This is a genomic window from Streptomyces sp. WAC 01529 (genome assembly GCF_003945545.1).
In the GTDB taxonomy this organism is placed as follows: Bacteria; Actinomycetota; Actinomycetes; order Streptomycetales; family Streptomycetaceae; genus Streptomyces; species Streptomyces anatolicus.
The window spans coordinates 7,831,897-7,858,879 of sequence record NZ_CP029617.1 but is presented as its reverse complement, the minus strand read 5'-3'; the positions used below and the strand labels follow the sequence as shown (position 1 = coordinate 7,858,879).

17 protein-coding genes are annotated in these 26,983 nt (G+C 71.5%); 6 read left to right on the top strand and 11 right to left on the bottom strand.

Going from position 1 to position 26,983, the window contains the following annotated elements; genetic code table 11:
- Positions 1-26: 26 nt before the first annotated feature.
- The 4 genes from DMA15_RS34530 to DMA15_RS34515 form a co-directional block, all read right to left on the bottom strand.
- The gene (locus DMA15_RS34530; RefSeq protein WP_125516588.1) at positions 27-6,080 is read right to left on the bottom strand and encodes an ATP-binding protein; all 6,054 of its coding nucleotides are present in this window, start codon (positions 6,078-6,080) and stop codon (positions 27-29) included.
- Between the two features lie 98 nt (positions 6,081-6,178).
- On the bottom strand, positions 6,179-8,350 hold the full coding sequence (locus tag DMA15_RS34525) for a hypothetical protein (protein WP_240660092.1): 2,172 nt from the start codon (positions 8,348-8,350) through the stop codon (positions 6,179-6,181).
- A gap of 1,266 nt (positions 8,351-9,616) precedes the next feature.
- Positions 9,617-11,527: a pentapeptide repeat-containing protein gene (locus DMA15_RS34520; protein ID WP_125516586.1), complete on the bottom strand. Its 1,911-nt coding sequence runs from the start codon at positions 11,525-11,527 to the stop codon at positions 9,617-9,619.
- 515 nt (positions 11,528-12,042) lie between these two features.
- Entirely contained in the window at positions 12,043-13,008 is a 966-nt protein-coding gene (locus DMA15_RS34515; RefSeq protein WP_125516585.1) for a pirin family protein, read from the bottom strand.
- A 240-nt stretch (positions 13,009-13,248) separates the two neighbouring features.
- On the opposite strand from DMA15_RS34515, the gene DMA15_RS34510 reads away from it, so the two are divergent.
- Both DMA15_RS34510 and DMA15_RS34505 read left to right on the top strand, forming a co-directional pair.
- Positions 13,249-13,830 carry a dihydrofolate reductase family protein gene (locus DMA15_RS34510; RefSeq protein WP_125516584.1) on the top strand — a complete coding sequence of 194 codons (582 nt, stop codon included), beginning with the start codon at positions 13,249-13,251 and terminating at the stop codon, positions 13,828-13,830.
- Between the two features lie 75 nt (positions 13,831-13,905).
- The gene (locus tag DMA15_RS34505) at positions 13,906-14,844 is read left to right on the top strand and encodes a glycosyl hydrolase family 18 protein (RefSeq protein WP_125516583.1); all 939 of its coding nucleotides are present in this window, start codon (positions 13,906-13,908) and stop codon (positions 14,842-14,844) included.
- Between the two features lie 35 nt (positions 14,845-14,879).
- Here DMA15_RS34505 and crcB read toward each other — a convergent pair whose 3' ends face one another.
- The 3 genes from crcB to DMA15_RS34490 form a co-directional block, all read right to left on the bottom strand.
- Complete coding sequence (gene crcB / locus DMA15_RS34500) at positions 14,880-15,254, bottom strand: fluoride efflux transporter CrcB (RefSeq protein ID WP_125516582.1); 375 nt, start codon at positions 15,252-15,254, stop codon at positions 14,880-14,882.
- A gap of 58 nt (positions 15,255-15,312) precedes the next feature.
- Positions 15,313-15,816 carry a CrcB family protein gene (locus tag DMA15_RS34495; RefSeq protein ID WP_125516581.1) on the bottom strand — a complete coding sequence of 168 codons (504 nt, stop codon included), beginning with the start codon at positions 15,814-15,816 and terminating at the stop codon, positions 15,313-15,315.
- A gap of 241 nt (positions 15,817-16,057) precedes the next feature.
- Positions 16,058-16,816 carry a PAS domain-containing protein gene (locus DMA15_RS34490; protein ID WP_240660091.1) on the bottom strand — a complete coding sequence of 253 codons (759 nt, stop codon included), beginning with the start codon at positions 16,814-16,816 and terminating at the stop codon, positions 16,058-16,060.
- A 186-nt stretch (positions 16,817-17,002) separates the two neighbouring features.
- On the opposite strand from DMA15_RS34490, the gene DMA15_RS34485 reads away from it, so the two are divergent.
- Complete coding sequence (locus DMA15_RS34485; protein ID WP_125516580.1) at positions 17,003-20,227, top strand: cytochrome P450; 3,225 nt, start codon at positions 17,003-17,005, stop codon at positions 20,225-20,227.
- A gap of 60 nt (positions 20,228-20,287) precedes the next feature.
- On the opposite strand, the gene DMA15_RS34480 is transcribed toward DMA15_RS34485, so the two are convergent.
- On the bottom strand, positions 20,288-20,749 hold the full coding sequence (locus DMA15_RS34480) for a pyridoxamine 5'-phosphate oxidase family protein (protein WP_125516579.1): 462 nt from the start codon (positions 20,747-20,749) through the stop codon (positions 20,288-20,290).
- An 89-nt stretch (positions 20,750-20,838) separates the two neighbouring features.
- Positions 20,839-22,263, bottom strand: coding sequence for an NAD(P)/FAD-dependent oxidoreductase (locus DMA15_RS34475; protein ID WP_206302895.1), 1,425 nt, complete (start codon positions 22,261-22,263; stop codon positions 20,839-20,841).
- A gap of 165 nt (positions 22,264-22,428) precedes the next feature.
- Here DMA15_RS34475 and trxA point away from each other — a divergent pair, with 165 nt between their 5' ends.
- The gene (trxA, locus tag DMA15_RS34470; protein ID WP_125516577.1) at positions 22,429-22,818 is read left to right on the top strand and encodes a thioredoxin; all 390 of its coding nucleotides are present in this window, start codon (positions 22,429-22,431) and stop codon (positions 22,816-22,818) included.
- A gap of 52 nt (positions 22,819-22,870) precedes the next feature.
- Here the strand turns inward: trxA and DMA15_RS34465 are convergent, their stop codons facing one another.
- Entirely contained in the window at positions 22,871-23,905 is a 1,035-nt protein-coding gene (locus DMA15_RS34465) for a LacI family DNA-binding transcriptional regulator (RefSeq protein WP_125516576.1), read from the bottom strand.
- Between the two features lie 205 nt (positions 23,906-24,110).
- On the opposite strand from DMA15_RS34465, the gene DMA15_RS34460 reads away from it, so the two are divergent.
- The gene (locus DMA15_RS34460; protein ID WP_125516575.1) at positions 24,111-25,544 is read left to right on the top strand and encodes an amidase; all 1,434 of its coding nucleotides are present in this window, start codon (positions 24,111-24,113) and stop codon (positions 25,542-25,544) included.
- 64 nt (positions 25,545-25,608) lie between these two features.
- The gene (locus tag DMA15_RS34455) at positions 25,609-26,067 is read left to right on the top strand and encodes a type II toxin-antitoxin system PemK/MazF family toxin (RefSeq protein ID WP_240660090.1); all 459 of its coding nucleotides are present in this window, start codon (positions 25,609-25,611) and stop codon (positions 26,065-26,067) included.
- Here the strand turns inward: DMA15_RS34455 and DMA15_RS34450 are convergent.
- Positions 26,042-26,926, bottom strand: coding sequence for a TIGR02452 family protein (locus DMA15_RS34450; protein ID WP_125516574.1), 885 nt, complete (start codon positions 26,924-26,926; stop codon positions 26,042-26,044). The genes DMA15_RS34455 and DMA15_RS34450 overlap by 26 nt on opposite strands.
- Between the last annotated feature and the right edge of the window lie 57 nt (positions 26,927-26,983).

The following is a 26,983-nucleotide window of genomic DNA, read 5'->3' as shown; positions in this document are numbered from 1 at the left end:
CCGGTCACGATGCACGTGCGGCTCTGTCACCCGTTGGGCGCCACGCACTCCCGGAGCACCGGTTCCAGGCGCAGCTGGGAGTCCTCGCGATCGAAGACCTGGAGGGCGTCGAGGAAGTCAACGATCCACCGTGCCTCGTCCTCATCATCGATCTTGAGCGCGACGGCGGTCACTGCGCCTTCCAGATCGAAGAGGCCGTCCATGAACTCGTCGGTCAGGGCGCGGTATCCGGCGGCCAGCAACTGATCCGCGTACACGCCGGTCGCCTCGGCGAATGCGCGGGCCTGGGCCCGGTCCGCGCGGAAGTCGGCCAGACGGCGCAACACCTCGTCGGGGTCGCCCAATTCCTCGTGCAGGCGGTGGGCCCGGTCCACCAAGAGCGGCCAGCCGCCGGTCAGTTCGTGGAGACGGTCCAGGCGGTCCTCCGTGTGGAACATGTTGATGCGCTGGGCCCAGCCGCGCAGGCTGCGGTGGTCGTGCCTACGCAGCACCACCGGTGCGGCCGAGGTGGGCTCGGTTCCCGTCAGCAGGGAGCGCCACAGGGTGAGCTGAGCGGGGCCGGTGACGATGACGACCGCGCGGGTGACCCCCGGAGTGGCGGGCAGCAGCGTCTCGGCCAGGTCGACGGCTTCGCGGCAGGTCTCGGGCCGGACCGGATCCCGGTAGTTGACGAAGTCGCTGATGACGACCCGTCGTTCTCGGGGGCGTCCGCCAGAGAGTTCCTGTTTGTAGACGCTGGGCTTGCCCACGGGTGGCAACGTCCAGCCGTCGATCGGTCCGGCGATCGTACGCAACGTCCGGGCGACGTCGATGACTCCGGTGGCGGTGCTGCCGATGACGACTCGGGTCCGGTTGGACCGCTCGCCCAGGAGATCGTCGAGCTGGGTGTTGGTCAGCGGAGCCGGCCGCCCGTCGGGGAGCTCGGGGCGGCCCTCCTGCACGATGCTCTCCTGCAATTCACAGTCCTGTTCGGCCCTAAGCAAACGTGCCTCCACCTCGTGCGAGGTCCCGATCATGCGCAGGGCGTTGGGGCCGCGCAGATGCCAGCCCAGTCCGTCGTGGTTGGGCGCGAGGATGCCGAGCCCCACCATCTCGGAGAGGTAGGCACGGAAACCCTCGGTGTCGAGCTGTTCGAACCCCTTGCGCCAGTACGTCTCGCACTCCTCGCGCAACTCGGTGTCGCTCAGCCGCACCTCCAGGCCGTGATGGCGGGTGTGGTATGCCAGCACATTGGCGATCACGTCATAGCGGTGGTCGAGGCTCAGTGTGTCTTTGAAGGCCGCCGAGATGCCGTCCCGGAGCGCGGCGTCCGACTCCACGATCTCGATGTCGGTCACCTCCACCTCGTAAGGGGGTTGCCCGGCGCCGCGCCGCGTCCGCTTGCGGTGCATCAGCTCGACCAGCCGGTGCCCGAACATCTGCAGAAGGAACGGCTGGTACGAGCAGTAACCAAGCACACGGTTAACGAGATCCAGGTCCTTGAACTCGAACCCGAGCGCCCGCATCGGCTCGACCAGCAGTTCCGCAGCCGACTGGGGAGCCAGCGGGCCGATCACCTTCGGGGTCTGAGCGAGGTGGCCGAACGGCCCGTTGCTCGCGAGCTTAGAGAAGCGCTGCACGGAGTGAAGTCCTGCGAAGACGACCTTTGCCGCGTCCTTGGTGTCGGACCCGAGGCCCTTGAGCTTCTTGGTCTGGTCGAACCGCGGGGCGTCGGCCTCAAAGAACTGGTCACACTCGTCGAGCAGGATCAGCAGTCGGCGACGGGAGTCCCCGTCCAGCCAGACCCTGATGCCGGCGCGCACCCGCTCGGAGGTCTCCTGTCGCTTTCCGCGCCCCTGCGGCCGGTCATCGAGTACCTGTGCCACGATCAGCTCTCTCAGGAGAACGCTCCACAGCGCCTCCGGTCCGCGCGAGCTGCCCTTGCCGATGTTCTCCTGGTCGAGGTTGACGTACACGGTCTGGTGATATCCCGGGCGCTGCTCCGTGAACAGTTCCCCGGCGTCGGCGAGCAGCGCCGACTTGCCCAGGCCCCGGCCGCCGTAGATGACCTGCGTGCCGCGCGGGTCGAGGATGCTCTTGCGTTCGGCGTCGCGGCCGTAGAACATCTCGCCGCCGATCCGGCCGCGCTTCTCCCTGATGTACGGGTTGACGCCGGCGAAGGGCAGCAGGGTCTGCGTGGCGGCGCTGACCTGGCGGTTGCCGCAGGCCGCGAGATAAGCGAGGGCGGCATCGTCCACCACGAGCAGCGGCTGCAACCGGTCGGAGCCGACGGCGAGTTCGACTCGAGCCTCACGGCTCAGCGTGCCGAAGTAGGCGACGAGAAGGCTGGCTCCGCTGGTGTCGCGCTCCGCCCAGCTCATGACGACCTTGGCGGGCGGCCTGCCCCAGACCATCATCACCCGCAGGTTGCCGCCCTGCTCCTTGATCTGCGAGCCGAACGCGGGCGCTTTCGCTCTACCGTTGATCTCCACGCCGGTCGCTTCGAAGAGACGGTATTCCCGCCGGTGCTGGGATCGGTCGTCGAGCGGCCTGGCGCTCTTGGCGTCGTAGCCGAGGAGCTTGAGGAGAGGCGGCACCTGTCGCGTCGGAGCCACCTGGAGCCGGTCCTTGCGTTCGGTGGCGGCAAGCGCGCACCACTCGCCGAGGGCGTCGGCCGCCAGCGCCGCCTCGTCGGTGGACAGGCCGCCGTAGTCCAGGACCGGGACCATCGGATGCTTGCCACCGGACCGGACCAGCTCGACGACCTCATGGTCGATCCCTCCGGGCAGGCCGTCGGGCACGGCCGGGAAGAATTCGGTCAGATGAGACTCACCACCCTCGATCTCCGGAACCGGCTCGCCGATCTCCAGGAAGTAGACGAGGTCGGCAGCGGTGGCCAGGTCGTTCGTCTCCAGGCGCCGCAGGACCTGGGCCCGCTCCTCCATGGAGGGGTCCAAGGCGTCGAGCCGAGCCCAGATTCGATCCGCCGCCTGCTTCCGGAAGGCCGGCAGGCCACTCCGTACCGTGTCGAGCGCCCGCCGCACGTGCAGCAGGTCGTGTCGGTCACCGCTGTCGAGGCTGTTGTGGGCGTCGGCGAGCAGCTCCTGAAGACCCAGGTCCTGGTCCTCGGTCACGGCACCGTCGGCCTGCGCACGGTGCAGCTCGGCGACGAGTGCGTCGTGTGCCTTCCGTAGCTGCGCACGCCGGGTGGTCTCCCTGTCGTCGATCTCGGCTTCCGCAGGCGGCACGAACTCCCCCGCCCCAGCGGCAGGCAACAGACCCCGTCCGGCCAGCTCGACGATGTCGCGGGCCGCGGTGAACGCGTCGTGGGAGAGCCGCTCGTCCAGAGCCTCCTGCCAGTTCCGGTGGACCGCGGTCAGCAGTTCGTCGGGCGACGGCCGCTCGTCACGGGTGTCACACACCTTCAGCAGCTCCGCGTCCAGAACGAGCGCTGGGTCGACGGGACTGCCGGAACGCGTGGTCACGGTGCCGTCAGCCAGCAGAGCGAACAGCTCCTCCATCGAGGCGTGGGCCGCCCAGGCCGTCGCGCCCGAGAGCGCGTCCGGGCGCCGCGCCAACCGCTTCAGTTCGCCCAGCGCCACTTCCCTGCCGTCCAGCAGGGACTGGCGCAGGGAGGAGATCTCCTTGACCGCCCGGCTGCCGTCGGAACGGTCGCCGCGGCGGGTACCGTCGACCGCCAGGCACCACTCCTTGACCAGGCTGACGGCCCGCTCCACAAGATGCACCAGGTCCTGCCGCCCGGAGCCCTGGAGCGGCTTGCCGCTGGACGAGCGGTACTTGCGGTCCATGCGGTCGATCTCGCTGTTGACCTCGGCCAGTTTCGACAGCCGATCAGCCTGCTCCCGCACCTGCTGCAGCGCGTCGCGGTCGTCGCCGACGACGGTCGTGAGCAGCGATCCGAGCATCCCGTTGTCGGGGGCGAGCCAGCGTTTGGCGATCTCCGTCGCCCGTGCGAACCGCAGCCGCTGCGGCGAGAGCAGGGCACGGCTCTGATCGCGCAGTTCCCGCAGCCGGGCCTCGGTCTCGGAGACATCGGCGACCAACGGCGAGGCGATCAGCAGGGCTCCGCTGAGGGCACGGTCGGCGACGGCGGTCGCCGCCTCCCCCAGCCGGTCCGGGAGCCTCGGCACCAGCGCCTTGAGCTGAGCGCCCGCAGCGTGGTCACCGGTGATCAGCGCGGTACGCAGCAGGGCGGGCAGCAGGAGGAGTTCGCTGCCCTCGGTGTCCTGGCCCGCATATCCGCCGTACTCCTGCAGCAGGTCCGCCGTCATCCGGGCCGTCTGGCTGTCCCCAGAGGTGAGCAGCGCGGCGGCACCGGCCAGGCGGATCGCCGCCACCTGGGGCTCGGGGTGGCCGGCGGCCCTTGCCACATGGTGGGCGAGTCCGAAGCGCCGCTCCACGACCAGCTGCGCCAGAACTCCCTCGACCGCGGCCTCATCGGTGGCGTCGTCCGCCGCCGGGGCCGCTGCCCGGACGGGCGTGTCATCGGCGGGAGAAAGTGTGGGTGCGGCAGGTGCCTGGACGGCTGCGCCAGCGGACGTGGGGAGTGCCGAGTCGCTGTCGGCGGCCGGCCCGGCCTCTGCCTTGGGTGCGTGGACCGGCACGGCGGTCGTCGTGGCTTCCGGCTCGGCGGCGGGCTGGGGCGCGATCGCCTCAGTCAATGGGGCCGACTGCACGGTTTCGTGTTCTGCGGTCGTTTCGGCGTCGGCGGGCTCGGCGGTGCCGTGTGCCTCGTCGGTCCCGGCGGGGGACGATTCACCGTCCACCGGCTGGTCCAGCGTCAGCTCGGGAGCGATGAGCACGGCCATGGCGCACGTGGGCAGGACCCGTACGACCTGTCCCTGCAGTGCCAGGATCTCCGTGGCGGCATCCGCCTGTCGTCCCAGCCTGATGAGCCGGGCCAGGGCGGCGAGCGCGGCGCTCTCCTCGTGTTGCAGCTCCACCCATACCGGCACGTCCAGCAGGCGGCGAGCCGCACCGCGCACGGCCTCGGCGGCAGCCGCGGCAGCGGCGGAGCTGTCCGGGCGGCAGGCGACATCCAGCAGTTCCCTCAGCGGCTCGCGCGCCTGGAGGTCACGCTCCCGCGCTGTCCGATGTGCGTGTGCAGCGCGCGTGATGTCCTCCAGACGACGAGGCACCCCTCCGATGCCGGCGGCCCGGAACACCGCGTCCACGTCGTGGAAAGCAGTGCTCAGCGCAGCGAGCCGAGCCAGGTCCTCGTCCTGCGGAGGGCGGCCGTCCATGACCGCGTCGGTGACCTTCTCCGCGGCCTGGCGGGCCCCCGCCAGGGCGGACTCCAGCTCCTGACATGCCTCCTCGGGAGCTGTCCCAGCCTTGGTGAGGTCGGACGCGGTAGCGGTCTCCTCGTGCGAAGTACCGATGTCCGCTGCCGCGGTCTGTGGTGCGGGGGCTCCGGCACCCGGCCGGTCGGCGACGGCAGCGGCCCCTGGTTCACTCTCCTCAGTGAGCGCCAGCCCGTCGTCTTCCGCCGCTCCAAGAACGAAATCGGGGTACGCCTCCACGAGAGGCCGCGCCGCGGCAGCGACAGCGGCGAGCCGGGCCGCCTCGTCGTCGGCCGTCGCCCCGAACCAGTCCTGGTCCGCCGCCCAGGCAAGGATGTGGGCGTCGGTGACGGAAGCGTTGCACCACGCGAAGACGGTGGCCCGGACCAGCGTGGTGCCCCACCGGGCAACAGGGTCGGGGACCGGCTCCCCGTCGTGCGCCAGGACGAAGTCGCCCACCTGGTTCATCACGGTGACCGTGAGTCCCCTGATCCCGCATGTGCAGGTGTGCTGCCGCGACTCGCGCCGCAGCCTGGTGAGGACGTCCCGGCACAGGGCACTGCTCACCCGTCGAGGGGCCGACATGCGGATGCCCAGACTGGTGAGCAACTCCTGGCGGTGTTTGGGCCGCAGGGAGTTGAAAGCGAGCTCCACCATGTCCGCCGTGAGGTCGTTCAGGGCGGCGACGGCCGGGGATTGCAAGGCGTTGAGCGCGGCGGCCAGGCCTTCCAGGTCCTCGGCCGAGACACTCGGCGGGGACCACGGCGGCCCTGTGACAACGAGGTAGCGGTCCTGCATGTTTACACGCACTCCGTTTCTGTTGGTGACAGAAGGTGCCAGTGGGTGACGGGAGGAAAAGGGGGGCCGGAGCCGTGGACGCGCGAACCCGTGAAAGGTCAGCGGCCGCGCGTGTGCTCGGTCACGAATGTGTAGCCGTACGGCAGTTCCCAGCCGTCCGCCTTGCCAAGCCTGCGGCAGTGCTCCCGGAAGGCCGCGCGCTGAACGTCGCTGGGCAGGCGCCCCGGTCGCAGGCGTCGCAGATGACCTGCGACGAACTGAGCGCCACGCAGTCCCTCACCGCCCGGTTCACCACCGCCCCACGGACGTATCACCCGCGGCCTGGCGGGACGGTAACCAATAAGGAGAATGGTCCGCTGTCCGTCACGCGGCGGGAAGTGCGGCTGTCCCCAGGCGTCCCGGCTGCCCAGGGCCGGCTCCAGAAGACGTTCCGCGAGCAGTTCCGCGACCGCCGAATCCAAATCAGCGGCCTGCGACCGGGCCGGTCGGCGCCCATAGACCGCGCTCGGCAGGACCGACCGGTCCATCAGGGCGTGACCGTCTAGGGTGAGCAGACCGCAACGGCGCACGGTGCGCATCACCAGTTGCCGGGGACCCAGCCCGACCGCGCTGTCACCGTGGCGGCTGCTGCCCGGCACGTCCTCCCTGGTGAGCACGCGAGGGTCGTAACAGTGCCCCGTCTCACGGTCACCGGCCTGCGCCCGTTCCTTCAACCGCGTCGTGGCCAGCCGAATCACCGTGTCGCCACGGAGCCGGCGCAGCTCCAGCATCAGGCCGGGGAAGAAGTCACCGGGCCAGACGATCCCCGCCAACCGGCCCGAGTCGTCCCCGAGTTCGGCCGCGACGTACTGCACCGCCTCCTTTTCGTCCAACGTCTCACCAGCATGGTTGAGTTCGAGGCGAAGCGTGGGGTGCGCGCCGCGGGGCCGGCAAAGGTCCTGCGCGACGAACGGGTGCAGGGGAAACCAGCCGCCGATGAGATGGGCCAGCCGCAGGGGCGCCCTCCAGACGATCTCTTGCGCGTCACTTCGCAGGAGTTCTCCGGTGCCGAGGGCGTCATCGTCGGCGAGGGGCGCATCTACCGGCTCCGGCGGTGCGGGCAGTGTGGAGTTCCAGCCGCGCCCGGCCGGGACCAGGGGGTCTCCGGGTGCCTCTGCGTCACCGGGATGGTGGGACCGCCACACCCCTCCCCCCTCGAAGGCGTCGTCGAGGGTGACCCGGGAACCGTTGCCGAACAGGCCCTGGTCGCTGTCCCCTTGGAGCACGTCGGCAAGCGCCACGTTCGCCCGGCACACCGCGGCGGCGTACCCCACTTCCCTGAGCCGTTCCTCCGCTCCGGGAAAACCGCGGAGCCGTGGTCCGACCGCTGTGTACACAGTGACTGGAGCGACGAGGCCGTGTCGCCGCCTCGCCGGGGTGGCCGCGCGCTCGACCGCGGCCACAAGAGACCTGAGGTCGTGGCCGCCCAGCGGTCCGGTGTCCCGCCAGCAGTCCGCGAGGGAGGTACGGGTCAGGGCGTAGTGGCCCCAGGTGCGCAACATTGCACTGGAGTTGAGGACGCCTCGCACCGTGTCGAGCAGACCGAGCAGTCCCGCCCGCAGATCGCCGTCTTGCGTGCCGCCCACCAGGGAGGCAAGGGAAACAGGGACGAAGGGGCTGAGAAGTTGTTCCCGAGCCGTCGTCAGGAGATGGTCCGCGTAGGCCGTCAGATCGTCGCGCCGGGCTGCTTGCAAGGACGGATAGCACACGTCGACGACGACATGCCCGTCCTCGTTGATCCATCGCCCGCGCGTGCGTAAGCGATGCAGCTGGGCCGGTGACAGACTCAGTGCCGGACCGAAGGCGTGGAGGTCCGGCACCAGCAGCTCCCTGCGCCTTGGTTCGGCGTCTGTACCCGGCCTACCCGAGCCCTCGGCGCCTGCGGGCGCCCCCGACACCCAAGCCGGTACGTCACCAAGCGCGTCCACCTCCGGGTGCGCGCCCTCTCTGTAGACGATTTCCGCGTAAAGCGGGTCCGACCCGGTGGCGACACACACCATGGCCCCGACCGGGAGCACGGGAGCGCACTCACCGAAGGTGATGACGGGAAAATCATCGAGGCACAGCGGGCTTCCGCCGTAGCCGTCGCCGCCGAGCTCGTACCCGAAGTACACGGCGTTGAAGGCGACCGTGGTGTGCACCGGCGCCGGACGGGCCGCGACAACGGCTTCGAGATAGCTCCGCAGTCGACTGCGTTCCTGGCCGGGGACGGCGTCGTAGCCCCCCGTCATGGCAGACGTCAGGAGAGCCTGGTCACCGTATGGATCCGGCACCCTCGTGCGCTCGCGCTCTCCGACCCCTTTTGCTGACACATACGGGTCCCCACCCATGACACCTCCGCCGCATTACAGGTCGCCCCAGCCCACCTGCGGTGATTCCCGCAGAGTATGCCCATCCTTGGGTTTCCTGTGGCACTTTCATCACTTTGCGATGGCCGACGAGGATCGAATCCTCCTACGGCGTTCACGAATTCCGTAAGACTGGAGCGTTAACGCCACGAACCCGGACCGGCCGGAGAGGTACAACAGCGCCGCCACCTGCCGCAGCAGTAAAGCTCCTACCCAGGGGCGAGCCGGCCAGCCACGCAATAGGCCCATCCTGTAGCGGCCTGACGAGAAAGATCCCCCACCCCGTGGACGGCAACGGCCACCCGCTGGCAGTCGTAGTCACCGATGGCCGGGTCCACGATGCGCAACAGGCACAGCCCGGTGCGTGGGCTGCTCGTACCGCCGCGCTCCACCTTCCCTGTCGTCACCGGGGGCGCGGGTCACCTTCCTGATGTTGCCCCCCCCATTGCCGCGATCCGTACAACTCGACGGACGGACCGCATACCGGCCTCATGCATGAGCTGACGCCCTATCAAAGCGAACGTCCCATGAGCGTCAGTGTCGCCTTGCGCGGGCCCCCTGTGGAGACCGGGGGCAACGCTCGGTCATCTTCCCTTCCAGGAAGGGAACACAGGTGTCGAGCACGCCCGGCCACACCCGTCTGCGGGCCGCCCTCGTCGGCTTCGAACGCTGCGGCGCCCTGCTGTGAAAGAAGCGAACACGTTCCGAACTGCGGGCCACCGGGGACAGCGCAGCCGGCGACAACGACAGTGCTCTCGGGCGGCTGACTCCGCAACAACAGCGCGTGGCGGGCCCGGTGGCGTCGGGCGCCACGAACCGCGAAGTGGCCGCGCGACCGTCGCTGAGCCCTCGCACCGGCATCCGCTCCTGAGCCACAGGATCAACGCGGGGTCCGCTGACGGTTAGCAGATTCCGGGGATTTTGGGAGAGGGTATGAAGTAGCACGCCGGTCGTGCAGCAGATTGTGCGAGCCCTGGTCGACACCCGGCCCGGCGCCTCTGTCGGACCGCACGGAAGATCTCAGCGTGAGGGGCTCCGATCTGCACTTCGGAATCTTCCGTGCGTCGGCTCTGGGCGTTTTGAGCGGGCCGATCATTTCAGCACCCGATGTGCGTGATCTCGTGTCCGCTGTCGTGAGACCGGCCGCGTTCAACGTTTGACGCGGTTGCGGATGGCGAGGACCGCCAGACCGAGGAGGATGGGCTCGGCCAGTCGGGAGGCCATCTCGATGTAGGTTCCGGTGGTGGTGAGGTCCTGACCGGAGGAGCGGAACACCACCGAGTTGAGCGTCACGTTCAAAGCTTTCTCGAAGCGTTCGCCGGTGAACCGGTTCCCGGCGGGGTTGCGCGGATCATCCTTGCCGATCTCGAAGGTCACTCTCCCGCCGCCGGGCGGCACGGTGCCGGTCGCTTCCTGTTTCGGGGAGTCCTGCGGGAGTCCAAAACCCATCAGCAGCACGATGGTGACGAGCATGGCGGCAGCGAGCCAGCCCAGCGCCCGCGAGGCGCGCAGGCCATAGCCGGACAGGACCCAATAGCCGTGCAGCAAGCCGCGCTCGGCACGCGGGGTCTGGGTGCGGTCCTGTCGGCGCATCTCCATCTCGCCGTAGTAGAAATCCGCCGCGCCCGGCTCGTACTTGCCGTCTTCGAACGCCTTGCGCAGTGCCCGGTAGACCGGCGCCAGCTGTGCCGGCCCCGCATGTCCGACGTCGGGCATCGCCGCGGTCCAGCCTGGGGCCGCTGTCGGCTGCCGAGCGCGCCAGTGGTGCTCTTCGGCAAGCGTGCGGCGCCGGGTGAACCGCACAGGGCGCCCGCCCCGCCAGAGTGTGCCGGACGGGGTCGTGGCGAAGGAGCAGGCGCCCTCCAGGCGTATCTGGTCCAGGTGCACGGTCCCGGTGAGCAGGCAACTTGAGAGGTCGACGTCGGCGAGGACCAGGTGGGCCGCATCAACCCCGCGCAGCGACATCATCCGTACCGTGGTGTCGGGCAGCCGTGCGAGTGGCGCTTCGTCCACGACTGGGCCTTCCGCGAGCACGAAGGGTTCCTGCTCCGCGGCGATCGTGAGGGGGTATTCGAAGACAGCGTGGGAGAAATCCACCGTGGCGTAGCGCAAACGCACCTCGGCCATTGACGACCAGCGGGTCCACCGACACTCCACGTGGTACGCGGCAAACGAGAGCGTCACCGGGCCGCCGAACACCGCCCAAGACAACACGACCCGCTTCGCGCACATCAACGGCCCGAGAACTGTCGCCCTTTCGAAGGTCGCCGACTCGAACCCTGCGTTGTCCTTGAAGGTCGCCGACCTGAACCCGGCGCTGTCTTGGAAGGTCGCCGAATCGAATCCTGCGTAACCCTCGAACGTCGACGACCTGAACCCTGCGTCGCCCTTGAAGGTCGCTGACCCGAACCTGGCGTTGTCCTCGAACGTCGTCGCCCAGAACCAGGCGTCGCCCTCGAACCTCGCCGACCTGAACTCCGCGTTGCCCTTGAAGGTTGCCGCCTTGAAGCCTGCGTTGTCCTTGAAGGTGGCCGACCTGAACCCCGCGTTGCCCTCGAACGTCGCCGCCCAGAACCAGGCGTCGCCCTCGAACGTCGCCGACTCGAACCAGGCGTCGCCCTCGAACCTCGCCGACCTGAACTCCGCGTTGCCCTTGAAGGTCGCCCACCTGAGCCCTGCGTCGCCCTTGAAGATCGCCGACCCGAACCCGGCGTTGTCCTCAAAGGTCGCAGACCCGAACCCGGCGTAGCCCTCGAAGATCGCCGAATCGAACCGGGCGAAGCCGATGCGGGGGGATCTGGTGGCGGGGTCGCGGAGGGCAGAGAGGAGGGAACCGAGAAGGGGTTCAGTGAAGGAGGTACCGCGGTGATCGATGTCGGCGCCGGGGACCACACGGGCCAGATAGGCGTCACGGTCGGCGTCGGCCAGGTGAGCAAGACATACGGAGTAGCCGGATACGTGGATGCCGCGGCAGCCGAACGGTCTCTCTGGAACGGGGTCCTGGCCACAGTACGGCCAGCTGGGCGGAGCCGGGGACGGTTCGGGGTTCGGCTGGGGCATACCCGAAGGACGCCCGAGCGCCGGTCAGCGGTTGCCGAGCGCGTCTCGACAGCCGCTCCTGGCACCGGGTACCGCGGTCCTGCGTACGGCCTGGCTGGAGGCAGCTCGCCTCCCCCAGCCACGTCGCCCGCTTGACCACCGCGTGGGCGTGTCCTTCCTGGCCTGCCCGCAGCAGGAAGTCGGCCGTGGCGACATCGACGCGGCGCTGGCTCTGGAGGCTGACCTGCCGCCGGACTCCCTGTCAGCGAGCAGACGCTCCGGCTACATCGTCCATCTCGCTGAGCTTCGCCGAGGACAGGACGGCCGCCCACTCTCTCAGGTCGTCCCGTGACACCGTGGTCGGCCACGTGCAAGGCGTGAAGCCTGGACGCGGGAGCGCGAGCCGCAGCACACCGCCAACTTCAGCAAAGGGTCAGCAAGCATCCGATCAGACGTGGTCACAGCCGCCGACACCCACAGACCAAGCCCCTCGTTTCGAACGATCGCCCTGTGCCTCCGCCACCCATCCCCCCAGCTCAGCGCACCCGCCCCCGCGGTTTCAGCGCCACCGGCGGCAGTTCCGGGGCGGGCAGGGCGGGGCCGTCGTAACCCTTTACCTCGCCGAAGCGGGTGCCCGTCATCCAGTCACCCCGCGCCTGCTCGATCTCCTCGTGGCTGCGGCCCACGAAGTTCCACCACATGACCAGTTCCTCCTCGAACGGCTCGCCGCCCAGGAGCATCACGGACGCGTTCGACTCTGCGCGCAGCGGGAGTTCGGAGCGGCCGCAGCCCAGGTAGAGCATGGAGCCGGGGAGGAGCGGGACGCCGTCGACGTGGGCCTCGCCGGACATGGACAGGACCGCGTACTCGAAGTCCGGGTCCAGCGGCAGGCGTACGTCCGCGCCGTCGGCCAGGGTGAGGTCCGCGCCGACGAGCGGGGTGTACGTCGTGCCGGGGGAGGTCGCTCCGTCGAGGCCGCCCAGGATCAGCGTCGCGCTCAGGCCCGGCGCGGTGACCCGGGGCAGCTCCGCGTGGTGCTCGAAGCGCGGGGCCGTGTGGCGGTCGGCGTCGGGGAGTGCGACCCACAGTTGCGCGCCGTGCAGGTAGCGGGCGTGCGCCCGCGGGCTCTCCTCGGAGTGCGAGATGGCCCGGCCCGAGGTCATCAGGCCCAGCTCGCGGGGGCGGACGGTCTGCAGGCTTCCCGTGGAGTCGCGGTGCAGGACCTCGCCGTCGTGCAGCCAGCTGACCGTCTGGAGGCCCATGTGCGGGTGGGGCGGCACCTGCATGCCGGGCTCGTCCGCGATGTCGTCGGGGCCGTAGTGGTCGACGAAGCACCAGGCGCCGACCATGCGCCGACCGAGGTTGGGCAGGAGCCGGCGGACCTCGGTGGATTCGCCGAGCTTGACGCGCCGGGGGCTGAGGAGTTCCCGTACCGGTTCCGCGACGACGAATCCTCGGCCGCCGCATCGGCTCGGAACCGCCTCGCGATCAAGATTGCTCATGCCGCACAACCTAGCCCCGGTGGACGCCGCACGTCAGTCACCCGTCTGTGCATCGGCCGTATCGCGCGGCGTCGGCGCGAGCGATCCGGTCGAGAGGGGTATGCGGTCGGGACCGGTACAGCCCGCCCCGCGGCGACCTCCGGCGTATCGTCACAAAAGCCGGGGTCGCGGCCGCGGCCGCGACCCCGGCGAACGATCACTACGGCGACGACCAGGGCGACGACTACCGCGAGGAACGCCATGCGAAAGATCATCTTGTCGATGTCGGTCTCCCTTGACGGGTTCATGGAGGGACCGGACCGCGACATCGACTGGCACGTGGTCGACAACGAGCTGCACCGCCACTTCAATGACTGGTGCAAGACACTGAGCGCCTTCCTGGAGGGCCGCGTCACCTGGCAGCTCATGGCCGACTACTGGCCGACCGCGGACCAGGATCCAGCCGCCAGCGAAGTGGAGGCGGAGTTCGCCGGGATCTGGCGGGACATGCCCAAGTACGTCTTCTCGCGCACCCTGCCGGAGGCGGGCTGGAACACCACCATCCTGCGCGAGGTGGTGCCCGAGGAGATCCTGGCCCTCAAGGAGAAGGCGAGCGGCGACCTCGTGGTCGGCGGGGCCGATCTCGCCGCGTCCTTCCTACGCATGGGGCTGGTCGACGAGATCCACACGTACGTCCACCCGGTCCTGATCGGCCGCGGGAAGCCCATGTTCCTGGCACCGGAGGTGAAGGCGGGCCTGCGGCTCGCCGGGACGCGGACCTTCGGCAGCGGCGTCGTCCAGCTCCGCCACGAACTCGTCAACTCACCAACTAATGCGCATTAGTTCTGTCTCTCCCTAGCGATTCGCCGCGGCCCCCCGTAAGAATTGCGGCGACTTCGACTCAGGGGAGCGATGAGCATGAAGAGGCGCAGCGTCCTGCTCGCGGCACTGGCGGCCGCCGCCGCATCGAGTGGCACGGCGATGGCGGCGAGGAAACCCGCCGGGCCGGGGAAACGCGTGGTCGTCTATTACCAGACGCAGTACACGAATGGCTCGTACGTGTCGCCGCTCGCGCTCACCGAGCGCAACACCGGTGTGACGGACGTGCTGGTGGCCGCGGTGCACCTCAATGACCTCAACGGGCCTTACGCGCCTGTGCACTTGAACGACGACCCGCCGCAATCGGCCAAGTACGACCGGATGTGGCGGGATCTGAAGACCATGCAGGGCAAGGGCGTCCACGTGCTCGCGATGATCGGTGGCGCGGCGCCCGGCAGCTTCACCCGGCTCGACAACGAATTCGACACGTATTACCCGCTGTTGCGGGACTTCATCCGGCGGTACGACCTCGACGGCGTCGACCTCGATGTCGAGGAGGACATGTCGCCGGCCGGAATCGAGCGCGTCATCAGCGCGCTGCGCGCCGACTTCGGCGCCGATTTCCTCATTACGCTCGCGCCGGTCGCCAGCGCGCTCAAGGGCGGTGGAAATCTCTCCGGCTTCGACTACGACGCCCTTTACCGCAGCCGGGGCGGTGACATCGCGTGGTTCAACGCCCAGTTCTACAACGGCTGGGGCCGCATGAACTCCACGGCCGATTACGACGCCATCATCGCGCGCGGGCTGATTCCCGCGTCCAAGGTGGTCGCGGGCACGCTCACCTCACCAGCCAACGGCGGCAGCGGCTATGTCGGCATGACGACACTGAAGTCGACGCTCCGCGCGCTCACCGCCAAGCACCCGGGCTTCGGCGGTGTGGCCGGCTGGGAGTACTTCAACTCCGCGCCCGGCGGCACGGCGGCGCCCTGGAGGTGGGCTGCCGAGGTCTCCTCGGTACTGACGCGCCGGGCAGCCTGAGCGCTGAAGCGCTGCCGACGCCCTGAAGCCGGGCGTCACAGCCAGATGGCCTCGGCGACGGCCACTCCCGCGAAGGCCGCGCCGAGGCTCGCGGCGACGCTGCCGAGCGCGTTGGCGACGGCGTAGAAACCCGCCCCCTCCTCGGCGAGCCGCAGCGTCTCGTACGAGAACGTCGAGTAGGTGGTCAGGGCGCCGCACAGGCCGGTGCCGAGGAACAGCTGCGTCGAGGAGGAGGCCGCGCCCGCCGTGGCGGCCCCGGCGAGTACGCCGAGGATCAGGCTGCCCACGACGTTGACGGTGAAGGTTCCCCAGGGGAAGACCGTGTCGTGGCGTCTCTGCACGGCGCGGTCGGTCAGATAGCGCAGCGGCGCGCCGATCATCGCCCCGGTGATGACGAACAGCCAGTTCACCGCGGCTTCTCCCGTCCCCCGCACCGGCGCACCCGGAGCGCCGTCCCGGTCGGCCTCGTCATGCGCGCCTCCACGCCACCAGGCGGCGCGTCGTCCACACCCCGCTCCACACCGCGGCGAGCGCCGCGATCAGGGTCAGCGCCAGGTATGCGAGGCCCATGCGGGCGTGGCCGCCGCCCGCGAGCCGCTCGATGTCCACCGCGTACGTCGAGAAGGTGGTGAAGCCGCCGAGCACGCCCGTGCCGAAGAACGGCCGCACCAGGCGGTGTGCCGCCCACACGTCGGTGATCAGCACCATGAAGGCGCCGATGACCGCGCATCCGACGGCGTTCACCGCGAAGGTCGTCCAGGGGAAGCCGTCGGCGGGCGTCGGCCAGAGGAGGGACGCGCCGTAGCGTGCCGCCGCCCCGATGGCGCCGCCCACCGCGACGGCGGCCAGGATCTGTCCCTGGCCGCGGGCCGGCCCGCCTCGGCGCGATGTCCCGGGCGCCGGTACGGGCGCGGACAGGTCGATGTCGGGATCCGTGGGTTCGCCGAACGCCTTCGGCCGCTGGGCTTCCATGGGCGTACGCCTCCTACTCGCCGTCGCCCGACGGCGGGCGACACTCGTTCGCAAGTAGGGACCGTTGGCGGCATCCCTCGCCGCGGTTCGGGTATGGCGGGCCCCACCGCCGCGCGGCGCCGGGGGCGACCGGTCACCGCTGCCACCAGGCTAACCGCCCGGGCCGGGCGCCGCGTCATCAGGCCCGTGGGCCCCAGCCCGGCAGCGTCGACGCCCACGCTGGGACGAGGCGCCGACAAGCTCAACCCCCGCCGTCCGCAGCACCGCCACGGCGTCCGCCCGATGCCGGGCCCTGCCGCGCGGCAGGCGCCGCCACGGCGGGCGGCCACGCGGTCGGGTCGAGGAGGCCCAGCACGTACGCCCGGGCCACCAGCGCCGTCCGGTTCGGGGCGCGGAGGCGGCGGCACAGCCGGGTCAGGTGGTAGTTGACGCCGTCGACGCCGATTCCGACCGCCCGCGCGACGACCGAGGTCGTGGCGCCGCCCGCGACCAGGCGCAGGATGCGCGCCTCCTGCGTGCTCAGGGCGGGGTGCGCGAACTCCTCCCCCGCCTCGCCCGGGCCCGCGGCCGCGCCGTGTCCCGAGGTGCCCGGCGCCCGCTCCTCCGCCACCCGCAACGTCACCAGCAGCGGCGGCGTCTCCTCCAGCGGGTCGGTGACCGGCTCCACGGTGAGCTGTCCCTGGCGGGCCGAGCCCTCCGTCGTCCAGCTCACCTCGACGGGGTAGCGGGACCTGCGGCCGGAGCGCATGGCCTCGTCGAGCTTGCGGAGCTGCTGCCGGTTGGTGGGGGTGAGCAAATCCAGGAGGGGACGGTTCGCGACCCGGCCGGGACGGAGCCCCAGGGCCCCGGCGAAGGCGGGGTTGGCGACCGTGACCACCCCGTCGCTGCTGCTGATGGCGGTCGGCGCCGGGGAGCGGTCGAGCAGGCTCAGGAACCTGCCCCGCCAGATGGCCGCGTCCGCCACCCTCGGCCTGACCGGCGCCCCCTCCGTTCGGGACACGTCCGTACCTCCTCTGCGCCCCTGGAACACGTCACCCCCGCCCGCGCAAGCCGCGGCGGGCAAAAGGCTCCTACAAGATTACGTAGTTCTGGGGGCGGACCGTCGGCCGGGGCGCGCGACGGTGGAGGCGGCGCCCTGCGCAGCGGGCGCTCAACTCCCCCGCACCCCAGGGAAGAGGCACTGGCCATGAGCGAATCCCCCACCATCGTCGACGTCACGGCAACCGGACTGAGCAGCACCCCCGTTCAGCAGGCGGTGGAGCTGGCGCGGCGGCACGGCCCGCTGTACATCCGCCGCCATCACGGGCGCGACGTCGTCTGGGCCTCCTCCTTGGGGCTGGTCGAGGAGCTGTCCGACGAGACGCGTTTCGCCAAGGGCGTCGGGCCCGCCCTGCAGAACGTCCGCGGCATCGCCGGTGACGGCCTGTTCACGGCGTACGACGACGAGCCCAACTGGGCCAAGGCGCACGACATCCTGCTCCCCGCCTTCGCCATGAACTCGATGCGTACGTACCACCCCCACATGCTGCGCGTGGCCCGGCGCCTCATCGCCTCCTGGGACGGCCGGTTCGCGCCGGGCGCGGCCGAGTCGGCTCCGGTGGGCGTGTCGGAGGACATGACGAGGATGACGCTGGACACCATCGGCCTGTCCGGCTTCGGCTACGACTTCGAGTCCTTCGCCCGCACCGATCCGCATCCCTTCGTCGAGGCGCTCGTACGGGCGCTGGCGCACAGTCAGGCGAAGCTGGCCCGCGTGCCGGGCGGGGAGTACGCCGCCGAGGACGAGCGGTTCGCCGCCGACGCCGTCTTCCTCGCGCGGGTCGTCGACGAGGTGATCGGGACGCGCAAGGCGGCGGGCGACACCTCCACCGGCGATCTGCTCGGTCTGATGCTCAACTCCCCCCATCCCGAGAGCGGTGAGGCCCTGGACGAGGCCAACATCCGCAATCAGGTCATCACCTTCCTGATCGCCGGGCACGAGACGACCTCGGGCACGCTCGCCTTCGCCCTCTATTACCTGCTGAAGAACCCGGCGGCCCTGCACCGCGCCCAGACCGAGGTGGACGCGCTCTGGGGCGACACGCCGGACCCCGAGCCGTCGTTCGAGGACGTGGGCAGGCTGCGTTACGTGCGTCAGGTCCTCAACGAGGCGCTGCGGCTGTGGCCCACCGCTCCCGCGTTCCAGCGCCGGGCCCGCGTCGACACGACGATCGGCGGGCGGCACCTGGTCAGGGCGGGCGAGTTCGTGGTGGTGCTGACCCCGATGCTGCACCGCGATCCGGTGTGGGGCGACAACGTCGAGGAGTTCGATCCGGAGCGCTTCACCCCCGAGGCGGAGGCGGCCCGCTCCCCGCACGCGTACAAGCCGTTCGGCACGGGTGAACGCGCCTGCATCGGGCGGCAGTTCGCGCTGCACGAGGCCACGATGCTGCTCGGCATGCTCGTGCACCGCTACCGGTTCATCGACCACGCGGGCTATGACCTGAAGGTCAAGGAGACCCTCACCCTCAAGCCCGACGGCTTCACCATGACCCTGGCCGCCCGCACACCCGAGGACCGCGCGCGGAGCCGGTCGGCGCTGCGCGAGCTGGCCTCGCTCGCGGTCCCGGCCGGTTCGGCGGAGGGGGCGGGCACCTCCGATGCGCCGCGGGACGGGCTGCCGGCCCGGGTGCCGGCCGGGACCGCGCTGACCTTCCTGCACGGCTCCAACTTCGGGACCTGCCGCGCGTACGCGGAGCAACTGGGCGAGCAGGCCGCGGAGCTGGGCTTCGACGTACGGGTCGCGTCCCTGGACGAAGCGGTCGGCACCCTGTCCGCCGGATCGCCGGTGGTGGTCGTCGCCGCCTCGTACAACGGCCAACCCACCGATGACGCGGGCGAGTTCGTCTCCTGGCTCGCGGGAGCCGCGCCGGGTGCCGTCGCCGGAGTGCCGTACGCGGTCCTCGGTGTCGGGGACCGGAACTGGGCCGCGACCTATCAGCGGGTGCCGACCCTCCTCGACGACGGGCTCGCGGCGGCGGGCGCGGTCCGCCTCATGGAGCGCGCCGAGGCCGACGCCTCCGGTGACCTGGCCGGTGCCGTGCGGCGCTTCGCCTCGGCGCTTCGCCGCACGCTGCTGGAGCGCTACGGCGACCCGAAGAGCGCAGGGATGACCGGCGCCCCCGCCCCGGCCAGGGCGTATGACGTCGTGGAGGTCACCGGCGGGCCGCTGGACGCGCTGGCGGCGCGGCACGGCACGGTGGCGATGACGGTCGTGGACAGTGCCGATCTCGTCGACCCGGCACATCCGCTCGCCCGTCCGAAGCGATTCCTGCGCGTGGCGCTCCCCGACGGCGTGACCTACCGCACCGCCGACCATCTGAGCGTCCTCCCGGTCAACGAATCGGAGTCGGTCGAGCGCGCGGCGCGGGTGCTCGGTGTCGACCTGGACGCGGTTCTGAACATCCGGGCGCACAAGCCGGGCTGGGCCACCCTGCCGCTGGACCGTCCGATCGCCGTCCGTGAACTCCTCAGCCGCTACGTGGAGTTGCGCGACGCGCCGACCGCGGAGCAGGTCACCCTGCTCGCCGACCACAACCCGTGCCCGCCGGAGCGGATCGCCTTGGAACAACTGGCCGCCGATCAGGAGGCGTTGGCCGCGCGGCAGGGCGGCCTGCTCGATCTGGTCGAGGACCATCCGGCGCTTCGGGGGCAGCTGCCCTGGCCCGTGCTGCTCGAACTGCTGCCGCCGATCCGGACCCGCCACTACTCCATCTCGTCGTCGCCCGCCGTCTCGCCGGACCACGCCGACCTGATGGTCTCGCTCCTCTCGGCACCGGACCGCTCGGGCCGCGGGACCTTCCGCGGCACCGGCTCCTCCTACCTGCATCACGTACGGGCCGGGGACACCCTCTACGCGCGCGTGCAGCCCTGCCGGGACTCCTTCCGTCTCCCCCGCGACGGGCGTACGCCGGTCATCATGGTCGGCGCGGGCACGGGCCTCGCCCCCTTCCGCGGGGCCGTCGCCGACCGTCTGAGCCTGCTGCGGGAGGGCGCCGAACTGGCCCCCGCGCTCTGCTACTTCGGCTGCGACCACCCCGACGTCGACTATCTGCACCGGGCGGAACTGGAGGACGCCGAGCGCGCGGGCGCGGTGTCCATGCGCCCCGCCTACTCCAAGGCCCCCGAGGGCGACGTCCTCTTCGTCCAGCACCGGATCGCGGCCGAGGCCGAGGAGGTCTGGCGTCTGCTGGAGGCCGGAGCCGTGGTCCACGTCTGCCGTGACGGCTCCCGGATGGCTCCCGGCGTACGGGAGGCGTTCCAGCGGATGCGCACGAAGTTCGCGGGCGGCGACGCGGCCGAGGCCGAGGCCTGGTGGCGTGACCTGGTCACCGAGGGGCGCTACGTCGAGGATGTGTACGCGAGCAGCTGAGAGGCCGGACCCGTCAGAAGGCGTCCTCGGCGGTGGAGCGAGGGGCGTGCGGGGCGTGCGCTAGGCGAGCCACGCCCCCTCGCGCATGATGACCCGGCCGCGCAGTTCGGGCTCGTCGCGCCACGCCAGCACGGTCTTCGGCGCCACCCGGAGATAGGTGAAGGGGCCCTCCCCCTCGCGGGGGTCCCACCCGAACTTCGCGGTGAACGCGTCGGCCGCCTCCGTCGGCACCTCCTGGGCCGGGAAGCACTCCGCCTCCCCCTTCAGGAGCACCACGTCGGCGGTGTCGGGCAGGGCCAGGCGCACCCGGGGCTCCTCGCGGGCGTTGCGCGCGGTCGCGGAGTTCGCGCCGGTGCACATCCACACCGCCTGCCCGTCCCACAGGAACCACAGGGGCACTTGGTGCGGGCCGTGGTCCGGGTGCGCCGTGGAGACCCAGATGTCCCGTTCCCTGGCGAGCCGTGCGAGGGTGTCGCGCTGACGCGCCGTCACATCGCGGCGCGTGTCTTCCGTGGTCTGCATGAACGCCGACCCTAATCAGCGGTTCCCCCGCGCACATGGGGCGCTGGACCTACGCCCTGCCGCCTACGCCCTGCCGCCTACGCCCTGGATCAGCCGCGGTACGTCTCCAGGAGCCGAAGCCACACCTCGCTGATGGTCGGGTAGGCCGGTACGGCGTGCCAGAGGCGGTCCAGGGGGATCTCGCCCGCCACCGCCATCGTCGCCGAGTGGATGAGTTCGCCGACGCCGGGGCCGACGAAGGTGACGCCGAGGAGGATCTCGCGGTCCAGGTCGACGACCATGCGGGCGCGGCCGCGGTAGCCGTCGGCGTACAGGCCCGCGCCCGCGACGCCCGCCATGTCGTAGTCGACGGCTCGGACGCGGTGGCCCGCGGACTCGGCCTCGGCGAGCGTCAGGCCCGCCGAGGCCGCCTCGGGGTCGGTGAAGACCACTTGCGGGACGGCGGCGTGGTCGGCGGTGGCGGAGTGGGCGCCCCAGCGGTCGCTCTCCAGGAGCGGGACGCCCTGGGCGCGGGCGGCGATGGCGGCGCCCGCGATGCGGGCCTGGTACTTGCCCTGGTGGGTGAGGAGCGCGCGGTGGTTCGCGTCGCCCACCGCGTACAGCCAGTCGCTGCCCTCCACGCGCAGGCTCTCGTCGACCGGCAGCCAGGAGCCGGGCTCCAGGCCCACCGTCTCCAGGCCGATGTCGTCCGTGCGCGGGGCGCGGCCCGTGGCGAAGAGGATCTCGTCGGCCTGGAGGGTCGTGCCGTCGTCGAGGGTCGCCGTGACGGTGCCGTTCTCGCGGGTGACGCCGGTGACGGAGACGCCGCGGCGGATTTCGGCGCCCGCTTCCGTCAGCGCCTCCTGGACCAGCTCGCCCGCGAACGGCTCCATGCGGGGCAGCAGGCCGCCGCCGCGCACCAGCACCGTCACGCGCGATCCGAGCGCCTGCCAGGCCGTGGCCATCTCCACGGCGACGACGCCGCCGCCCACCACCAGGAGGCTGCCGGGCACGTGGTCCGCGGCGGTCGCCTCGCGGCTCGTCCACGGCTTGGCGTCGGCGAGGCCCGGCAGGTCGGGCAGGGCCGCGCGGGTGCCGGTGCAGACGGCGACCGCGTGCCGGGCCTGGAGCGCGGTCCCGGTGCCGTCGGTGCCGGTGACGGTGACCTTGCGGGGGCCCGTGAGCCGGCCGTGGCCCCGGTACAGGTCGACGCCGACGCCCTCCAGCCAGCCCACCTGGCCGTCGTCCTTCCAGTGGGAGGTGTACTCGTCGCGGTGCGCGAGGACCGCCGCCGCGTCCAGCGGGCCCGCCACGGACTGGCGCAGCCCGGGGACGCGGCGGGCGTCCGCGCGGGCGATGACGGGGCGCAGCAGGGCCTTGCTGGGCATGCACGCCCAATAGGAGCACTCGCCTCCGACGAGTTCGCTCTCCACGATCGCGGCGCTCAGGCCTGCCGCGCGGGCCCGGTCCGCGACGTTCTCCCCCACGGGACCCGCACCGATGACTACTACGTCGTACGTCTTGGCATCCGTCATGAGGACAGTCTGTCGGCAGGTGTGCGCCGTGGCCACATGGGTACGCGCGCGGAACACGCCCATGCACGCACGGACCGGCTCCGTGCGCCATGCGGGCGGAATACGTTCGCACCATCGGCCGTTGTGGACAGCGGCCACGCCCCACACAGGAAGCAGGGACAGACCATGAGCAGCGCGACGCTGGAGCTCACCAAGGAGAACTTCGACCAGACGGTCACGGACAACGAGTTCGTTCTGATCGACTTCTGGGCTTCGTGGTGCGGTCCTTGCAAGCAGTTCGCCCCGGTGTACGAGAAGGCCGCCGAGGCCAACCCCGACCTGGTCTTCGCCAAGGTCGACACGGAGGCCCAGCCGGAGCTGGCCGCCGCCTTCAACATCCAGTCCATCCCGACCCTGATGATCGTCCGCGATCAGGTCGCGGTCTTCGCCCAGCCGGGCGCCCTGCCCGAGGCGGCGCTGACGGACGTCATCGGCCAGGCCAGGAAGCTGGACATGGACGAGGTGCGCAGGCAGGTCGCCGAGGAGCAGGCCAAGCAGCAGGAAAAGGAGCAGTGAGCCACCGCTAGCCGGGACGCCGGGGAGGGGGCCGGGCCGCGGGGGTCCGGTCTCAGCTGGACTCGCGGTGCACGGCCTCCGCCCCGAGCACGTCGTGCGCCTCGGGTTCGCCGCCCGGGTCGCGCACCACGCGGTCGACGAGTGCCGCGAGGCCGCGGCCGGAGGGCAGCTCGATGCGGACGGTGCTGAGCCGGGGCCTCAGCAGTCTGCCGAGCATCAGGTCGTCGGAGCCGATGACGGCCGTGTCCTCGGGGATGGCGATGCCTTCGTCCTGGAGGGCTCGCATCAGCAGCATCGCGTACTCGTCGTTGTACGCGAATACGCCGTCCAGGCCGAGGGAGCGCCAGCGCGCCGCGAGCCGGGCGGCGGACCCCTCCTCGTGGGCGAGGGGCAGTTCCATGACCGAGGCGCCGGCGAGGTGCGCGGCGTCGACGGCGGCGCGCAGGCCCTCTACGCGGGGCCGGGAGAAGAGTTCCAGGCCGGGTTCCTCGGGGACGATCGCGCCGATCCGGCGCCGGCCCCGGCTCAGCAGGTGCAGGGCCGCGGCCTCGCCCACCCTGCGGCCGTCCATCAGGAGCGCGTGCGCGCCCTCGACGCGGTGCGGGCCGAGCGTGAAGACGGCCTTGGCGCCGGACCGCTTCAGGACCGTCACGCCGCGCGGGCCGAGCGCGGAGGTGTCGGGCGCGAGGACGGCCACGGGGCGCAGCTCGGCCCAGGCGCGCGCGGCGTCCTCGCCGGTCAGGCCGAGGCTCGCGTACTGCACGACGGTGTAGTCGAGGCGGCTGAGGGCCCACTGCAGTTCGTTGAAGAAGCGGCTGAAGAGCGGGCCCATCGGTATCTCGGAGGTGGGCATGAGGACCATGCGGCTGTGTCCGGCGCGCAGGCTGCGGGCGGCGGCGTGCGGGACGTAGCCCAGTTCCCGCGCGGCCTCGTGGACGCGGCGGCGCGTGGGCTCGCTGATGCGTACGGCACTGGTGTTGTTCAGGACGTAGCTGACGGTCGCGCGGGAGACCCCCGCCAGGCGTGCGACGTCGGCGCTCGTCGGCACGGAGCGTGGCGCCGGCTGCTGGTTCGGTATCTGCACCATGACATCGGCATCCTCGCAGACGGTGGCGGGGCGCCCGACGGCGGGCGCGGGGTGAAATGCCATGCTCCGGTGCGGTTTTGGCGTCTTCGCCGCCGTTCAGTGGAGAGCCGGAGCACCATTCGGCAGGTTGCTGTGGCGTCATTCCGCGGACGGCTACTCGCCGGTTAACGTGCGGGCACGTGTCGTCGAGCGAAGGTGTCCCCCCATGACTGCCGACCGTGCCGAAGGCCTCGTCCGCACCGCCCGCGCGCTGGCCGAGGGAGAGGTGTCCGCGCGTGCGCTGACCGAGCGGACGCTGGCCAGGATCGAGGCGGCGCAGCCCTCGTTGAACGCCTTCAAGCGGGTGCGGGCCGAGGCCGCGCTCGCCGAAGCGGACGCCGCGGACCGGGAGTTGGCGGCGGGCGGGCCGTTCGCGGGGCGGCCGTTGCTGGGGGTGCCGCTGGCCGTCAAGGACGACATGGATGTGGCGGGTGAGCCGACCGCGTTCGGGTGCAGGGGCGATTTCTCGCCGAAGTCCGAGGACTGCGAGGCCGTACGGCGGTTGCGGGCCTCCGGTGCCGTGATCATCGGCAAGACCAACACCTGCGAGCTGGGGCAGTGGCCCTTCACGGAGGGGCCCGGCTTCGGCGACACGCGCAATCCGTGGAACACCGGTCACACCCCGGGCGGTTCCTCGGGCGGCTCGGCGGCGGCGGTGGCCGCGGGCCTGGTCCCCGCCGCGCTCGGCTCGGACGGGGCGGGCTCGGTGCGGATCCCCGCGGCCTGGACGCATCTGGTCGGCATCAAGCCGCAGCGGGGGCGGATATCGACGTGGCCGTGGCCCGAGGCGTTCCACGGCATCACCGTCAACGGTCCGCTCGCCAGGACGGTCGCCGACGCGGCGCTGCTCCTCGACGCGGCGAGCGGCAGCCACGAGGGCGACCTGCACCGGCCGCCCGCCGTGCGCGCCGCCGAGGCGGCGACCCGCGACCCGGGGCGGCTGCGGATCGCGCTGTCGCTGCGCATGCCGTTCACGGCGATGCCCAAGCGGCTGCATCCGGCGGTGCGGGAGCGGGTCGTCGCGCTGGCGGAGCGGCTCGCCGCGCTCGGGCACGACGTGGAGGAGGCCGACCCGCACTACGGTCCGATCGGCCTGGCCTTCGTGCCGCGCGCCACGGCGGGCATCGCGGAGTGGGCGCGGCACGTCCCGGATTCCTCGCTCCTGGACCGGCGCACCCGCGGGGCGGCCCGCGTGGGGCGCCTGCTGGGCGGCGCCCCGCTGCGGCTCGCGCGCCGCGCCGAGGCGGCGCTGCACCGACGGGTGGGCGCGGTCTTCTCGACGTACGACGTGGTTCTCGCGCCGACGACGGCCACTCCCCCGCCGCGGATCGGCGCGCTGGCCGCGATGAGCGGCTTCCGCACCGACCAGGCGATCATCGCCGCCTGCCCCTACGCCTGGCCGTGGAACGTCCTCGGCTGGCCCGGCGTCAACGTCCCCGCCGGGCGCGTCGCGGGTGGTCTCCCGGTCGGCGCCCAGCTGCTCGGGCCCGAGGGCAGCGAGCCGCTCCTGATCTCCCTGGCCGCGCAGCTGGAGGCGGACCAGCGGTGGTACGAGCAGTGGCCGGTCCCGGAACCGCGGACGGCTCGCCCCGCCACGTGAACCCGGACGACTCCCCGGCCGGGCAGCGCCGCGGGCTGGGCCGGAGAGGTTCTACGGTGACCTTGTGACTGCCTTCATCGATGACCCGCACCAGTCCGCCTCCCCGGGCCGCTCCGGCGCCACGGCGACCACCGAGGCGGAGCCGCGCGAGGTGGGCCGGGTCCGCACCGAGTACGCGCCGGACCGCGACGGCGATCCCGACCCCGGGGAGATCGTCTGGACGTGGGTCCCGTTCGAGGAGAACGACGGGCGCGGCAAGGACCGCCCCGTCCTCGTCGTGGCGCGCGAGGCGAGCGGCACCCTGCTCGCCGTGCAGCTGTCCAGCAGGCCGCATGCCGATGAGCGCGACTGGGTGCCGATCGGGAGCGGGCCGTGGGACCGGGAGGGGCGGGACTCGTGGGTGGCCGTCGACCGGGTGCTGCGGGTCCACGAGCGCGGGATGCGGCGTGAGGCGTGCGCGCTGGACCGCATGCGGTTCAACCTCGTCGTACTGCGTCTCAGGGAGCGCTACGGCTGGCGCTGACCGCCTCGGCGCCGCGGCCGGCGGTGACCTCCTGTGCGAACGTCCGCTCGAAGGCGCCGCGTGTCACCGCGCCCTTCGTGCGGTCGAGGACCCCGAAGACGATGTGGGCGAACTGCCCGGCGAACCGGCCGCCTTCGCCGAGTAGCGTGCGGAAGGCGCCCGCGACGTGCGCGGGGTCGTTCATGAAGACCCCGCAGCCCCACGCGCCGAGCACCAGGCGGTCGTAGCCGCAGGCGAGTGCCGTCTCCAGGACGCGTTCGGCGCGGGCCGCCACCGCTTGCGGGATGTCGGCGGCGCGCTCCGGGAGGCGTCGGCGGATCACGCCCGCGTTCGGCGCCGCCGAGGTCAGGAAGCCGACGTGGTACGGCGCGTCCAGCAGCTCGCCGCTGTCGTCGCGGAAGACGGGGACGCCCGGCGAGTGGATCACGCGGTCGGTGTAGAAGGGGTCGCGGTGGGCGCGGTGGTGGTCGTAGAACGGGCGGGCCTCCAGGAGGCAGGCGTAGAGCGCGGAGGCACGGCAGATCGCCTCTTCCTGCGCCTGGGCGCCGTTGAGATAGCCGCCGCCGGGGTTGCGCGCGGACGAGAAGTTGAGCACCGCCACCGGGGAGCGTCCGGCGCGGGGGCCTTCGATGAGCCTGCCTGCCGCCTCCAGGCTGCTCTCGCCGGTGACCTCGAAGACGGTCGGGCGGGGCTCGCGCCGGGGTGCCTCCACCGGCCCCGGCCCGAACATCCGGGTGCCCGCGCGGGCGGCGGCCACCGCCTCGGCGATCGGCGCCCTGCGGCCGCCCGGCGCGGTGTACCCGCCCGCCGCGACGATCTGCTCGGTCTGCTGCGCCACCGCGCGCAGCCGGGCGCTCATGCCCGTACCCCCGTGTCGTTCATGAACGCATGGTGAGCGGTGCGTGTCGGGCGGCGC